Consider the following 14,014-nt stretch of genomic DNA (forward strand, 5'->3'; position numbering starts at 1 on the left):
AATGAAGTTCATTGACGAAGCACGAATCGAAGTCATCGCCGGCGACGGAGGTGATGGGAGCGCGTCGATGCGCCGCGAAAAGTTCGTTCCGTTCGGCGGGCCGGACGGCGGCGACGGCGGCCGGGGCGGCAACGTCTATGCGATTGCCGACCGCAACATCAACACGCTGATCGATTACCGTTACGCGAAGAAGCACCTGGCGCGCAACGGCGAGAACGGTCGCGGCTCGGATTGCTACGGCAAGGGCGGTGACGACGTCACGCTGCGCATGCCGGTCGGCACGGTCGTGACCGACATGGACACCGGCGAGCTCATCGCCGACCTGACCGAGCACGGCCAGCAGGTGATGCTTGCGAACGGCGGCGCCGGTGGTCTCGGCAACCTGCATTTCAAGTCGAGCACGAACCGTGCGCCGCGCCAGAAGACCGACGGCAAGCCCGGCGAACGGCGCATGCTGCGGCTCGAGCTGAAGGTGCTCGCCGACGTCGGGCTGCTCGGCATGCCGAACGCAGGCAAGTCGACCTTCATCTCGTCGGTGTCGAACGCGAAGCCGAAGATCGCCGACTATCCGTTTACGACGCTCGCGCCGAACCTCGGCGTCGTGCGGGTCGGCCCGAGCAAGAGCTTCGTGATCGCCGACATCCCGGGGCTGATCGAGGGCGCGGCCGAAGGCGCGGGCCTCGGCCACCAGTTCCTGCGACATCTGCAGCGCACCGGCGTGCTGCTGCATCTCGTCGATTTGGCCCCGTTCGACGAAAACGTCGACCCGGTCGCGGAAGCGAAGGCGATCGTCGGTGAACTGCGCAAGTACGACGAGGCGCTCTACGAGAAGCCGCGCTGGCTCGTCCTCAACAAGCTCGACATGGTGCCGGAAGACGAGCGTGAAGCGCGCGTCGCCGATTTCCTCGCCCGCTTCGACTGGGACGGCCCGGTGTTCGAGATTTCGGCGCTGACGGGCCAGGGCTGCGAAGCGCTGTGCTACGCGATCTACGATTACCTCGCCGAGCATTCGGACGCGCATCGCGCGGCGGAAGAGGAAGATCTGGCCACGGACGTGCGGTTCCGCGACGCGCCGCCCGCCGAGGGCGGTGCGACGCCCGGCGGCGACGCCTGAGCGGACCCGAAACGCACCGGGCATCGCGCCCGGTGCCGGAATTCAATCGCGCCCGGCCGGGCAGGCATCAGATACAGGAGACGGCGCACGATGCGTTCGATCATCGCGGATTCGAAGCGATTGGTGGTGAAGGTGGGCTCGAGCCTCGTGACCAACGACGGCAAGGGGCTCGATCATGCTGCAATCGGCCGCTGGGCGGCCCAGATCGCCGCGCTGCGTGCGCAGGGCAAGGAAGTGGTGCTCGTCAGTTCGGGTGCGATTGCCGAAGGGATGCAGCGGCTCGGCTGGAGCAAGCGTCCGCGCGAGATCGACGAACTGCAGGCCGCCGCGGCGGTGGGCCAGATGGGGCTCGCGCAAGTCTATGAAAGCCGCTTTACCGAGCACGACATCCGCACCGCACAGATCCTGCTCACGCACGCCGACCTCGCGGATCGCGAACGCTACCTGAATGCACGCTCGACGCTGCTCACGCTGCTGCGGCTCGGCGTCGTGCCGATCATCAACGAAAACGACACGGTCGTCACCGACGAAATCAAGTTCGGCGACAACGACACGCTCGGCGCACTCGTCGCGAACCTGATCGAAGGCGATGCGCTGATCATCCTGACCGACCAGTCGGGGCTGTTCACCGCCGATCCGCGCAAGGATCCGAACGCGACGCTCGTCGCGGAAGCCAGCGCGGGTGCGCCCGACCTCGAGGCGATGGCGGGTGGCGCAGGCTCGAGCCTCGGCCGCGGCGGGATGCTGACGAAGATCCTCGCGGCGAAGCGCGCGGCGCACAGCGGCGCGAACACCGTGATTGCGAGCGGCCGCGAAACCGACGTGCTGGTGCGGCTCGCGGCCGGTGAGGCGATCGGCACGCAGCTGATCGCGCGCACCGCACGGATGGCCGCGCGCAAGCAGTGGATGGCCGATCACCTGCAGGTGCGCGGGCACGTCGTGATCGATGCGGGCGCGGTCGAGAAGCTCACGGCCGGCGGCAAGAGCCTGCTGCCGATCGGCGTGATCGGCGTGCAGGGCGCGTTCGCGCGCGGCGAGGTGATCGCGTGCGTCGGCCCCGACGGGCGTGAAGTGGCGCGCGGCCTCACGAACTACAGCAGTGCGGAAACGAAGCTGATTCACCGCAAGCCGAGCGGCGAGATCGAGACGGTGCTCGGCTACATGCTGGAGCCGGAGCTGATTCACCGCGACAACCTCGTGCTCGTGTAACCGTTCGACCTGGTGTCGCGAGACAGCAAAAGAAGCAAAAGCCCGCATTTGCGCGGGCTTTTTCGTTGCGACGGGGAGTAGTAGGCCTGGCCAGGCCGCCTGCGTTGCGCCGTCAGCGCAGCTGGCTCATCGCGGTGCGGTGAAACTTGATGTTCTCGATGATCTGCTTGGTCGTGCCCTGCGGCATCTTGTTCGAGCAGAAGTAGTCCTGGTACAGCGCCGAGTGATACGAGTTCAGTTCGCCGTTCTCGATGCGCCGCCAGTCGTTCTCGACGGTGCGGTCCCAGCCGTCGTGATCCGAATTCAGGCCCGCATACTGACGCCATTCGTAGGTATCGCAGCGGATGCCTTCATAGTTCACGTTGCGCGCGCCGGCCGGGCTCGTAATGACGACCGCGTAGCGCACGATGCCGTCGGTGCCGACCGCGAGCGACTTCGCATCGACGAAGAACTTGAGCGGCGTGTTCTGCGACACGGTGAACGGCAGCAAGTCGCCCGCTTGCGGCAGAGCCGGCAGCGTGTCGACCGGGTTTTCCTTCCACTCACCCTTACGGTCGAGCAGATAGACGAACTCGCTGTCGTCCTTGTTGGACGGCGCTTTCGAATTGGCGCAACCGGCCAGCGTGGCCGCCGCGACAACCGATGCGAGCGCGAGAGCAATCGCTTTCAATATGCGTTCCTCGTAAAAAAAGGGCGCGACACCAAGGTCGCGCCCGGTCATGCAGTCCGACTCGTCATTTGCCGACGATCACGCCGGGCGGCATCTCATCGAGCGTGCGCGCCTCCACTTCGATCTCCGAACAAACTACCGATGTGTCGACAATCGTCAGCGTCTGCTGGGCCTGCGTGCCGATCACGCGCGGATAGCGCGACGGACGCGGCCCTTGCGGCTTGTCGGCTCGCTGCGCCGGGCGGCGCAGGAAGCGCGACAGTTCCGTCAGCGCCAACTGATAGACATCCCGCTTGAACTCGATCACCGCATCGAGTGGCACCCAGTACTCGTTCCAGCGCCACGCATCGAACTCCGGGTGATCGGTCGCGCGCAAGCAAATATCGCAATCGCGTCCGACCATCCGCAGCAGGAACCAGATCTGCTTCTGGCCGCGGTAATGGCCGCGTACTTCGCGTTTGATGAACTTGTCAGGCACCTCGTAACGCAACCAGTCGCGGGTGCGGCCGATTATCTTGACGTGTTCCGGGTGCAGGCCGGTTTCCTCGTGCAGCTCCCGGTACATCGCCTGCATGGGGGTCTCGCCGTACTTGATCCCACCTTGAGGAAACTGCCAGGAATGCTCGCGGAGCCGCTTGCCCCAAAACACCTCGTTGCGCGCGTTCAAGAGGATGATGCCGACGTTCGGGCGAAAGCCTTCACGATCCAGCATACAACCACCTTCGAATCCTTTAAAATTGCTTTGATTATAAACAGATAACGGGCGCTGCGCACCGTGACGGAGCGAATCCGCGCGGGGTACGGCGGCTGAATTGTCCCTGATTTGTCTGCTACGTCATCTGCGCCATCGTCGTTCGTCGCGCGCAGCTTTTTCACCTTGAAACTTTTTCGGGCGCCCCGCCTGGGGGCGCCGTATTTGGAACCGTCCGCATGAAAGCTTCCCGTTTCTTTATCGGCACCCTCAAAGAAGCACCGGCCGACGCAGAGATCGTCAGCCACAAGCTGATGGTGCGCGCCGGCATGATCCGTCGTGTCGCCGGCGGCATCTATAACTACCTGCCGGTCGGCCTGCGCTCGATTCGCAAGGTCGAGGCGATCGTGCGCGAGGAAATGAACCGGGCAGGCGCCATCGAGCTGCTGATGCCGGCCGTGCAGCCGGCCGAGCTGTGGCAGGAGTCGGGCCGCTGGGAGCAGTACGGCCCCGAGCTGCTGCGCTTCAAGGACCGCAAGGACAACGACTTCGTGATCGGGCCGACGCACGAGGAAGTCGTCACCGACATCGCGCGCAACCAGATCAAGAGCTACCGGCAGATGCCGGTGAACTTCTACCAGATCCAGACGAAGTTCCGCGACGAGATCCGTCCGCGCTTCGGCGTGATGCGCGGCCGCGAATTCATCATGAAGGACGCGTATTCGTTCGACAAGGACACGGCCGGCCTGAACGAGTCGTATCGCAAGATGTACGACGCGTACGTTCGCATCTTCACGCGCCTCGGCCTCGAGTTCCGGGCGGTCGCGGCCGACAGCGGCTCGATCGGCGGCAACTTCTCGCACGAGTTCCACGTGATCGCCGATACCGGCGAGGACGCGATCGCCTACTGCCCGACGTCCGACTTCGCGGCGAACATCGAAGCGGCCGAAGCGCTGCCGCTGATCGCCGAGCGTGCCGCGCCGGCCGAAGCGATGGAGAAGGTCGCGACGCCCGGCAAGGCGAAGTGCGAAGCGGTCGCCGAACTGCTGGCGATCCCGCTCGAGCGCACGATCAAGTCGATCGTGCTCGCCACCGAGAACGAAGGCGCCGAGCCGACCATCTGGCTCATCATGCTGCGCGGCGACCACGACCTGAACGAGATCAAGGTGTCGAAGCTGCCGGGGCTGAAGAACCACCGCTTCGCGACCGAGCAGGAAATCGTCGAATGGTTCGGCACGCCGCCGGGCTATCTCGGCCCGGTCGGCACGAAGAAGCCGGTGAAGGTGATCGCCGATCGCACGGTGGCGAACATGAGCGACTTCGTCGTTGGCGCGAACGAGGTCGACTATCACATCGCGGGCGTGAACTGGGGCCGCGACTTGCCGGAACCGGAAGTCGCCGATGTGCGCGACGTGAAGAAGGGCGATCCGTCGCCGGACGGCAAGGGCACGATCGACATCTGCCGCGGCATCGAAGTCGGTCACGTGTTCCAGCTCGGCACCAAGTATTCGGAAGCGATGGGCGCGACGTTCCTCGATGAATCGGGCAAGCCGCAGCCGATGCTGATGGGCTGCTACGGCGTCGGCGTCACGCGGATTCTCGGCGCGGCGATCGAACAGAACTTCGACGACCGCGGCATCATCTGGCCCGAGTCGATCGCGCCGTTCGAGGTCGTGCTGTGCCCGATGGGCTACGATCGCAGCGACATGGTCCGCGAAGCCGCCGACAAGCTGTACGCGGAACTGACCGCCGCCGGCATCGACGTGATCCTCGACGATCGCGGCGAGCGCCCGGGCGTGATGTTCGCCGACTGGGAACTGATCGGCGTGCCGCATCGCCTGGTGATCGGCGAGCGCGGCCTGAAGGAAGGCAAGATCGAGTATCAGGGCCGCCGCGACGCCGAGGCGACGCTGCTGCCGGCGGACGAGGCCGCGGCGACGGTGACGGAGAAGATCCGCGCCGCGCTCGCGCACTAAGCGCCGCGACCGGGGGACACGGTGGAATACACCTTCCTGTCGGCCACCGTGCTCCTCGTGCTGATTACGGATCCGCTCGGCAACATCCCGCTGTTCATCACGGCGATGCGGGACGTGCCGCGTGAGCGGCGCGTGAAGCTGATCCTGCGCGAGGTGGGGATCGCGTTCGTGATCCTGCTGTTCTTCATGGTGGTCGGCGACCGCTTCCTGCGGATGATGAACCTCACCGACCTGTCGTTGCGGCTCGGCGGCGGGATCGTGCTGTTCCTGATCGCGCTGCGGATGATCTTCCCGCATCCGGACGGCGCGCTCGGCACCGATCCGCGCGCGGGCGGCGAACCCTTCATCGTGCCCCTCGCGATTCCCGCGCTCGCCGGGCCGTCCGCGCTCGCGACGGTGATGCTGCTGACGTCGCAGGCGCCGGGCAAGATGTTCGAGTGGGTCGGCGCGCTGACGGTCACGATGATCGTCTGCGCGATCACGCTGGTGCTGGCCGAACGGATCCAGCAGTGGCTCGGCGAGCGGACCGTCGCGGCGTTCGAGCGGCTGATGGGCCTCGTGCTCGTCGCGATCTCGGTCGAGATGCTGCTGGCCGGCGTCCGGGCGTTCGTGCACCAGCTGTAGCGCGGGTGGCGCCACCGACAAAAAAAGCGGCGCTCCGGGAAACCGGAGCGCCGCTTTTCTTTATTGCGGGCAGGGCGGTCAGACGTTCGCGGTCAGCGCGCGGATCGTCGGCAGGTTGCGCCAGTAGCCCTTGGCGTCCATCCCGCAGCCGAACACGTAGCGGTCCGGCACCGGGAAGCCGCAGAAGTCGGGATGCAGCGGTTTCGACTTCGCGAGCGTCTTTTCACACAGCACGGCGGACATGAAGCGCTTCGCGCCCATGTCGAGGATGCGGTCGCGGATCGCGGCCATCGTCTCGCCTTCGTCGAGGATGTCGTCGAGCACCAGCACGATCCGGTCCTTCACCGATTCGCGCGGCGCGACGCGCCAGTGCATCTCCGGGCTGCCCTGCGTCGTGTTGCGGTAGCGGGTCAGGTGGATGTAGTCGAATTCCAGCGGGAAATCGAGACGCGGCAGCAGCATCCCGGTAAACACGGCGGCGCCGCCCATCACCGAGAGAACGAGCGGGAACGCGTCGCCGATCTCGGCGCGGATCGCGTCGGCCATCCTGGAGATCGACGCGTTGACGGCGTCTGCCGAGACGATCTCTTCGGAGTGGTCGAAAATGTGGAGGGCTTCTTCGCGGTTCATGTGTTCTGGCGAGCAGTCGGTATACAAACAAGAATGAAGCAGAACCGGCGGCGCGCGCTACAGCAAAAACCCGCGCGCCGGCCGATGGGCGGAATCAGCGCATGCCGGGCATCATGCCCTTCAGGCCGCGCATCATCTTGTGCATGTTGCCGCCCTTCAGCTTCTTCATCATCGTACGCATCTGGTCGTACTGGTTCAGCATCCGGTTGACTTCCTGCACCGGCACGCCCGCGCCGGCCGCAATGCGTCGCTTGCGCGTCGCCTTGATGATCTCGGGCTTGGCGCGCTCGGCGGGCGTCATCGAGCTGATGATGCCTTCCATCCGGCGGATCGACTTCTCGGCCTGGCCCATGTCGGCACCGGCCGCCGCCTGCTGGAATTGCGCGGGCAGCTTGTCCATCAGCGACGACAGGCCGCCCATGTTCTTCATCTGCGAGATCTGCGCGCGGAAATCGTTCAGGTCGAAGTCGCCGCCTTTCTTCACCTTGTCGGCGAGCTTCTGCGCGGCCTGCACGTCGACGCCGCGCTGCGCTTCCTCGACGAGCGCGAGGATGTCGCCCATGCCGAGGATCCGGTTCGCCATGCGATCCGGGTGGAACACCTCGAGGCCGTCGAGCTTTTCGGCGACACCGACGAACTTGATCGGCTTGCCCGTGATGTGGCGCACCGACAGCGCGGCACCGCCGCGCGAATCGCCGTCGAGCTTGGTCAGCACGACGCCGGTGAGCGGCAGCGTGTCGTTGAAGGCCTTCGCGGTGTTGACCGCGTCCTGGCCGAGCATCGCGTCGACGACGAACAGCGTTTCAGCCGGCTTCAGCGTGCCGTGCAGCGCGGCGATTTCCTGCATCATCGCCTCGTCGATACCGAGGCGGCCGGCCGTGTCGACGATCAGCACGTCATGGTAGTGGCGCTTCGCCCAGTCGACGGCCGCGACCGCGATGTCGACGGGCTTCTGATCCGGTGTGGACGGGAAGAAGTCGGCGCCGACCTGTTCGCTCACCGTTTTCAGCTGCATGATGGCGGCCGGGCGATACACGTCGCACGAGACCGTCAGCACCTTTTTCTTGTGCTTCTCGCGCAGCAGCTTCGCGAGCTTGCCGACGGTCGTGGTCTTGCCGGCGCCTTGCAGGCCCGCCATCAGGATCACGGCGGGCGGCGTGACCGCGAGATTCAGCTCGGCGGCCTTGCCTTCGTAGTCGCCGCCGATCACGGCGGTCAGTTCCTTCTGGACCACGCCGACGAGCGCCTGACCCGGCGACAGGCTGCTGATCACTTCCTCGCCGAGCGCCTTTTCCTTGACCTTGGCGATGAATTCGCGGACGACGGGCAACGCGACGTCGGCCTCGAGCAGCGCGAGACGCACCTCGCGGAGCATTTCCTGGGTGTTCGCCTCGGTAAGCCGGGCCTCGCCGCGCAGCGTCTTGACGACGCGCGCCATCCGTTGAGTGAGATTGTCGAGCATGGGGAGCGTTGGACAGTGGGGCCCGAAGGCGCAACGGAACCGAACAAAGGGAGCCGTCGCGGGAAGGGGGCCTAGTGTAAACTTCGAACATGGATATTGTACTGTATGCCCTCACCGCATTCCTGTACGGCGGCCTCTCCGTCGCAGGGTGGCGCACGCACCGCCAGGGCGCGACGCCGCTCGTCGCGAGCGTGCCGGCCGTGCCGGTTCCGGCGTCCGCCGCGTCGGGGATGAGCGCGGCCGGCCGCGCGCTGCTGTTCGCGGCGCTCGTCGCGCACGGCGTGCTGCTGCACATGACGATCTTCCCGCACGACGCGATGATCTTCGGGTTCGCGTTCGCGCTGTCCGCGATGTTCTGGCTCGGCGCCGGCATCTACTGGATCGAGAGCTTCTTCTTCCCGCTCGACAGCCTGCGCCTGCTGGTGCTGCCGCTCGCGTGCGGCGCGTCGCTGCTGCCGCTCGTGTTCGGCGGCGTGCGGGTGCTGCCTTATGCCGCGGCGCCGCTGTTCAAGATGCACTTCCTGATCGCGAACATCGCGTACGGCCTCTTTGCGATCGCCGCGCTGCACGCGGTCCTGATGCTGATGGTCGAGCGGCGCCTGCAGTCGCTCAGGAGCGGCGGGCGCGACGGCTCGACCGGCTGGATCGCGAGCTGGCTCGAAACCCTGCCGCCGTTGCTCACGCTGGAGAAGCTGCTGTTCCGCCTGATCGGCGCCGGCTTCGTGCTGCTGACGCTGACGCTCGCATCGGGGATCCTGTTCAGTGAGCAGGTCGATGCACGCGCGCTGCGGCTCGATCACAAGACCGTGTTCGCGGTGCTGTCGTGGCTGATGTTCGGCGGCCTGCTGGTCGCCCGCAAGACGTCGGGCTGGCGCGGGCGCGGCGCCGCGCGCTGGGTGCTCGTGTCGTTTGCGGCGCTGCTGCTCGCGTATGTCGGCAGCCGGTTCGTTTTCGAGGTGCTGCTGCACCGCTCCGTGGTTTGAACGCAGGTTTCCGATGCGACAGATTCTTCTCCTGATTCTTCTTTTCTTCGCGGGCTCGTGGCTCGCGCGCAAGCTGCGCCACGCCCAGGAGCAAGCGCAGGCGCGCACCGGCCGCGGTGACGGCTCCGACGCGCCCGGTCACGGCGGCGCGGGCGCGGCACGCCCGAACGGCGGCACGCGCGCGCTGCCCGAACCGATGGTGCGCTGTGCCGAATGCGGCGTGCATGCGCCCAAGGGCGACGCCGTCGCCGCCGGCGGCGAATACTTCTGCAGCACCGAGCATGCGCAGCGCCACGGCGCACGCGCGAGCGGCCGCGACGCGCGATGAGCGACGCAGCGCCGCTGTCGGTCGACGCACACGGCTGGGTGCGCGAAGCGCGCCACGCGCCGTCGCCGAATTTCGAGGCGCGGCCCGCGGGCGCGGTGCCGACGCTGGTCGTCGTGCACAACATCAGCCTGCCGCCCGGCGAGTTCGGCGGGGACGCGATCGAGTCGCTGTTCCTGAACCGCCTCGATTGCGATGCGCATCCCTATTACCAGAGCCACCTGCGCGGCGTGCGCGTGTCCGCGCACTTCCTGATCCGCCGCGACGGCGAACTCGTGCAGTTCGTGTCGTGCGACGAGCGCGCATGGCATGCGGGCTCGTCGGCGTTCTTCGGCCGGCCGCGCTGCAACGACTTCTCGATCGGCATCGAGCTCGAGGGCGCGGACGACGTGCCGTTCGACCCCGCGCAGTACGCGACGCTCGGCGTGCTCGCCCGCACGCTCGCCGCGCGCTACCCGATCGATGCGGTGGCCGGGCATTCGGACGTCGCGCCGGGCCGCAAGACCGACCCGGGCCCGCATTTCGATTGGCAACGCTTCGCAGGCGATGCCGGCTTTTCGGCCGAATACTTTCCTTTCCGTCAGCACTGAGCGCGGGGTTTTTTGAGCGGAGAAAGTTTTTTCTCCGACCAATGCCTTGCCGTGTCTGCGCGTGAGCGATGTCAAGACCTCTATCGCAAATTATCCGTTTGGACGTCCTCCGAATGTCCACTATACTTGGTGCCAGTTTAGCAGTTCTGTACTAGATATAGTGTGTGTCGCAGGGGAAACCCGAGCGGCACCGGCCGGCGGCCAACGCCGGCGGACAGGGTTCTCAGGGCGGCGCGCCAGGGCCGGGCGGTCCGGGCGTCGCGATCAAGCGCAGCGAACTTCGACGGGGCAGGGTACACATGACGAAGCACACGACCGGCTCGGTTGTCGCGCATCGACCGCACCGGCTTCCCCGACGCATCGCTCGCCTCTTACCGCTCGCGCGCCCCATTGCGCAGCGTTCGTTTTAATCCGCGGTTCTCTCCGCACCATCCAACACCAGGAGCTTTGCACATGCAAACCACCGACAACGCGACGTCCCAGTACGAGAGCGCCTCGAGCCGTCCGCTCGGCGGGACCGAACAGGGCGCGAAGGCGCTCGCGCCGCAGGCCACGTTCGCCGACTACAAGGTGATCCGCCGCAACGGCAGCGTGGTGTCGTTCGAGCCTTCGAAGATCGCGATCGCGGTGACCAAGGCTTTCCTGGCCGTCAACGGCGGGCAGGGCGCGGCATCGGCGCGCGTGCGCGAGCAGGTCGAGCAGCTCACGCACAGCGTCGTGCGCGCGCTCGTGCGCAGCCGCCCGAACGGCGGTACGTTCCATATCGAAGACATCCAGGACCAGGTCGAACTCGCGCTGATGCGCGGCGGCGAGCACAACGTCGCGCGTGCGTACGTGCTGTATCGCGAGAAGCGCCACCTCGAGCGCCAGCATGCGGGCGAAGAAGCGGCGGCAGCGGGCGGCGAGGCGAGCGCGGGCATCAACGTCGTCGACAACGGCGTCACGCGCCCGCTCGACATGAACGCGCTGCGCGAGCTGATCGTGTCGGCATGCGCCGGTCTCGGCGCTGCGGTTAACCCTGAGCCGATCGTCGCGGAGACGGTGAAGAACCTGTACGACGGCGTGCCGATGAGCCAGGTCTACGACTCGGCGATCCTCGCGGCGCGCACGATGATCGAAAAGGACCCGGCGTACAGCCAGGTCACCGCCCGCATCCTGCTGCACACGATCCGCCGCGAGATCCTCGGCGAGGAAGTGCTCCAGGCCGAGATGTCGACCCGCTACACGGAATACTTCCCGCAGTTCCTGAAGCGCGGCGTCGATGCCGGCCTGCTCGACGACAAGCTGCTGCAGTTCGACCTGAAGCGTCTCGGCGAAGCGCTCGACGCGAACCGCGACCTGCAGTTCGGCTACCTCGGCCTGCAGACGCTGTACGACCGCTACTTCCTGCACGTCGAAGGCGCCCGCATCGAAATGCCGCAGGCATTCTTCATGCGCGTCGCGATGGGCCTGTCGCTGAACGAGATCGACCGCGAAACGCGCGCGATCGAGTTCTACAACGTGCTGTCGAGCTTCGACTTCATGAGCTCGACGCCGACGCTGTTCAACTCGGGCACGCACCGCTCGCAGCTGTCGTCGTGCTACCTGACGACGGTCGCGGACGACCTCGACGGCATCTATGAAGCGCTGAAGGAAAACGCGCTGCTGTCGAAGTTCGCCGGCGGTCTCGGCAACGACTGGACCCGCGTGCGTGCGCTCGGCTCGCATATCAAGGGCACGAACGGCAAGTCGCAAGGCGTGGTGCCGTTCCTGAAGGTCGTCAACGATACGGCCGTCGCGGTCAACCAGGGCGGCAAGCGCAAGGGCGCGGTGTGCGCGTACCTCGAATCGTGGCACCTCGACATCGAGGAATTCCTCGAGCTGCGCAAGAACACCGGCGACGATCGCCGCCGCACGCACGACATGAACACGGCGAACTGGATTCCCGACCTGTTCATGAAGCGCGTGATGGAAGGCACCGACTGGACGCTGTTCTCGCCGTCGACCTGCCCGGACCTGCACGACAAGTTCGGCGCGGAGTTCGAGGCGGCTTACACGGCTTACGAAGACAAGGTCGCGCGCGGCGAGATCAAGCTGTTCAAGAAGATCCCGGCGCAGCAACTCTGGCGCAAGATGCTCGGCATGCTGTTCGAAACGGGCCACCCGTGGATCACGTTCAAGGATCCGTGCAACGTGCGTTCGCCGCAGCAGCACGTCGGCGTCGTCCATTCGTCGAACCTGTGCACGGAAATCACGCTGAACACGAGCGACACCGAAATCGCGGTGTGCAACCTGGGCTCGGTGAACCTCGTCGCCCACCTGGTGAAGCAGGCCGACGGCAGCTACACGCTCGACCACGACAAGCTCAAGCGCACGATCAGCGTCGCGATGCGCATGCTCGACAACGTGATCGACATCAATTACTACGCGGTGCCGAAGGCGCGTAACTCGAACCTGAAGCACCGTCCGGTCGGCATGGGCATCATGGGTTTCCAGGACTGCCTGCACCTGCTGCGCACGCCGTACGCGTCAGAAGCGGCGGTCGAGTTCGCCGATCGTTCGATGGAAGCGGTCTGCTACTACGCGTACTACGCGTCGACCGAGCTGGCCGAGGAACGCGGCCGCTACTCGAGCTACCGCGGCTCGCTGTGGGATCGCGGCATCCTCCCGCAGGACACGCTGAAGCTGCTGGCGGAAGCACGCGGCGGCTACGTCGAGGTCGACACGTCGGAGTCGCTCGACTGGACCACGCTGCGCTCGCGGATCGCGGCACACGGCATGCGCAACTCGAACTGCGTCGCGATCGCGCCGACGGCGACGATCTCGAACATCATCGGCGTGTCGGCGTGCATCGAGCCGACCTTCCAGAACCTGTACGTGAAGTCGAACCTGTCGGGCGAGTTCACGGTGGTCAACGAGTACCTCGTTCGCGACCTGAAGGAACGCGGCCTGTGGGACGAAGTGATGGTCGCCGACCTGAAGTACTTCGACGGCATGCTGTCGCGCATCGACCGCATCCCGGCTGACCTCCGCGCGATCTACGCGACCGCGTTCGAACTCGACCCGACGTGGCTGGTCGAGGCGGCATCGCGTCGCCAGAAGTGGATCGACCAGGCGCAGTCGCTGAACATCTACATGGGCGGCGCATCGGGCAAGAAGCTCGACGAGGTCTACAAGCTCGCGTGGTTGCGCGGTCTGAAGACGACCTACTACCTCCGCACGATGGCGGCGACGCACGTCGAGAAGTCGACGGTCGCGCACGGCGCGCTGAACGCGGTGCCGACGGGCGGTGCGGGCGGCTCGGGCAGCGGCGGCGCGCAAGGCGCGGCAGGCGGCTTCGGTGCGGCAGGCGGCGATGCATCGTCGGGCGCGGTCAATGCGGCAGCGGCGCTGGCGCCGGTCGAAGCAGACGGTCCGGTATGCACGATGCGTCCGGGCGATGCGGGTTTCGACGAGTGCGAAGCCTGCCAGTAACGCAGCGCGTATGAACTAAGGTTCGTGCGGCGCGCACGACAACCGATGGAGGTTGAAGTGTGCGCCGCTCTCAACTAAAAAAATGATAAGGAATCTGTAACGCGGCATTCGCGTTGCAGGCAGTGACGAGCGATCGAAACATCCCCGACGACGTCGCGTTTCGATCAGCGTTCGATGCGTCGAGCGCACCTCGCGATACATGTGCGACACGCGTCGCGCTCTGCATGAACGACGATGCGTTGCTCAAAGTGTTGTATCGAGGTCGCAACGCGAATCGAAAAAAGGAT

At 65.9% G+C, this 14,014-nt stretch carries 12 protein-coding genes; 8 read left to right on the top strand and 4 right to left on the bottom strand.

The window, feature by feature from the left end:
* The first annotated feature begins 1 nt into the window (after position 1).
* Together obgE and proB are read left to right on the top strand one after the other, a co-directional pair.
* Complete coding sequence (obgE, locus tag SB786_RS14015; RefSeq protein ID WP_410727964.1) at positions 2–1,114, top strand: GTPase ObgE; 1,113 nt, start codon at positions 2–4, stop codon at positions 1,112–1,114.
* A 90-nt stretch (positions 1,115–1,204) separates the two neighbouring features.
* Positions 1,205–2,323: a glutamate 5-kinase gene (proB, locus tag SB786_RS14020; protein ID WP_006752234.1), complete on the top strand. Its 1,119-nt coding sequence runs from the start codon at positions 1,205–1,207 to the stop codon at positions 2,321–2,323.
* Positions 2,324–2,435: 112 nt separating this feature from the next.
* Here proB and SB786_RS14025 read toward each other — a convergent pair whose 3' ends face one another.
* Both SB786_RS14025 and SB786_RS14030 read right to left on the bottom strand, forming a co-directional pair.
* Positions 2,436–3,044, bottom strand: a complete 609-nt coding sequence (locus SB786_RS14025) for a CNP1-like family protein (RefSeq protein WP_410727965.1) — start codon at positions 3,042–3,044, stop codon at positions 2,436–2,438.
* A gap of 13 nt (positions 3,045–3,057) precedes the next feature.
* Positions 3,058–3,705, bottom strand: a complete 648-nt coding sequence (locus SB786_RS14030; protein WP_410727966.1) for an RNA pyrophosphohydrolase — start codon at positions 3,703–3,705, stop codon at positions 3,058–3,060.
* 218 nt (positions 3,706–3,923) lie between these two features.
* Here SB786_RS14030 and SB786_RS14035 point away from each other — a divergent pair, with 218 nt between their 5' ends.
* Both SB786_RS14035 and SB786_RS14040 read left to right on the top strand, forming a co-directional pair.
* Entirely contained in the window at positions 3,924–5,660 is a 1,737-nt protein-coding gene (locus SB786_RS14035; RefSeq protein WP_410727967.1) for a proline--tRNA ligase, read from the top strand.
* A 21-nt stretch (positions 5,661–5,681) separates the two neighbouring features.
* Positions 5,682–6,284 carry a MarC family protein gene (locus tag SB786_RS14040; RefSeq protein WP_006756842.1) on the top strand — a complete coding sequence of 201 codons (603 nt, stop codon included), beginning with the start codon at positions 5,682–5,684 and terminating at the stop codon, positions 6,282–6,284.
* Positions 6,285–6,362: 78 nt separating this feature from the next.
* On the opposite strand, the gene SB786_RS14045 is transcribed toward SB786_RS14040, so the two are convergent.
* On the bottom strand, positions 6,363–6,914 hold the full coding sequence (locus SB786_RS14045; protein ID WP_410727968.1) for a hypoxanthine-guanine phosphoribosyltransferase: 552 nt from the start codon (positions 6,912–6,914) through the stop codon (positions 6,363–6,365).
* Between the two features lie 94 nt (positions 6,915–7,008).
* The gene (gene ffh / locus SB786_RS14050) at positions 7,009–8,376 is read right to left on the bottom strand and encodes a signal recognition particle protein (RefSeq protein ID WP_006756844.1); all 1,368 of its coding nucleotides are present in this window, start codon (positions 8,374–8,376) and stop codon (positions 7,009–7,011) included.
* Between the two features lie 89 nt (positions 8,377–8,465).
* Here ffh and SB786_RS14055 point away from each other — a divergent pair, with 89 nt between their 5' ends.
* The 4 genes from SB786_RS14055 to SB786_RS14070 all read left to right on the top strand — a co-directional run bounded on the left by SB786_RS14055 (position 8,466) and on the right by SB786_RS14070 (position 13,727).
* Positions 8,466–9,359: an inner membrane protein YpjD gene (locus SB786_RS14055; RefSeq protein ID WP_410727969.1), complete on the top strand. Its 894-nt coding sequence runs from the start codon at positions 8,466–8,468 to the stop codon at positions 9,357–9,359.
* A gap of 13 nt (positions 9,360–9,372) precedes the next feature.
* The gene (locus tag SB786_RS14060) at positions 9,373–9,687 is read left to right on the top strand and encodes a PP0621 family protein (RefSeq protein WP_410727970.1); all 315 of its coding nucleotides are present in this window, start codon (positions 9,373–9,375) and stop codon (positions 9,685–9,687) included.
* Entirely contained in the window at positions 9,684–10,274 is a 591-nt protein-coding gene (gene ampD / locus SB786_RS14065; RefSeq protein ID WP_410727971.1) for a 1,6-anhydro-N-acetylmuramyl-L-alanine amidase AmpD, read from the top strand. Before SB786_RS14060 ends, ampD begins: the two co-directional genes overlap by 4 nt.
* Positions 10,275–10,727: 453 nt before the next feature.
* Positions 10,728–13,727, top strand: coding sequence for a ribonucleoside-diphosphate reductase subunit alpha (locus tag SB786_RS14070; RefSeq protein ID WP_410727972.1), 3,000 nt, complete (start codon positions 10,728–10,730; stop codon positions 13,725–13,727).
* The last annotated feature ends 287 nt before the right edge of the window (positions 13,728–14,014 follow it).

This window comes from Burkholderia sp. SIMBA_062 (genome assembly GCF_046534765.1).
GTDB lineage: Bacteria > Pseudomonadota > Gammaproteobacteria > Burkholderiales > Burkholderiaceae > Burkholderia > Burkholderia ambifaria.

Coding starts and splice junctions, on each gene's coding strand:
- SB786_RS14055 (WP_410727969.1), top strand. CDS start 8,466: ATGGATATTGTACTGTATGCCCTCACCGCATTCCTGTACGGCGGCCTC.
- proB (WP_006752234.1), top strand. CDS start 1,205: ATGCGTTCGATCATCGCGGATTCGAAGCGATTGGTGGTGAAGGTGGGC.
- SB786_RS14030 (WP_410727966.1), bottom strand. CDS start 3,705: ATGCTGGATCGTGAAGGCTTTCGCCCGAACGTCGGCATCATCCTCTTG.
- SB786_RS14045 (WP_410727968.1), bottom strand. CDS start 6,914: ATGAACCGCGAAGAAGCCCTCCACATTTTCGACCACTCCGAAGAGATC.
- obgE (WP_410727964.1), top strand. CDS start 2: ATGAAGTTCATTGACGAAGCACGAATCGAAGTCATCGCCGGCGACGGA.
- SB786_RS14070 (WP_410727972.1), top strand. CDS start 10,728: ATGCAAACCACCGACAACGCGACGTCCCAGTACGAGAGCGCCTCGAGC.
- SB786_RS14025 (WP_410727965.1), bottom strand. CDS start 3,044: ATGACCGGGCGCGACCTTGGTGTCGCGCCCTTTTTTTACGAGGAACGC.
- SB786_RS14035 (WP_410727967.1), top strand. CDS start 3,924: ATGAAAGCTTCCCGTTTCTTTATCGGCACCCTCAAAGAAGCACCGGCC.
- ampD (WP_410727971.1), top strand. CDS start 9,684: ATGAGCGACGCAGCGCCGCTGTCGGTCGACGCACACGGCTGGGTGCGC.
- ffh (WP_006756844.1), bottom strand. CDS start 8,376: ATGCTCGACAATCTCACTCAACGGATGGCGCGCGTCGTCAAGACGCTG.
- SB786_RS14060 (WP_410727970.1), top strand. CDS start 9,373: ATGCGACAGATTCTTCTCCTGATTCTTCTTTTCTTCGCGGGCTCGTGG.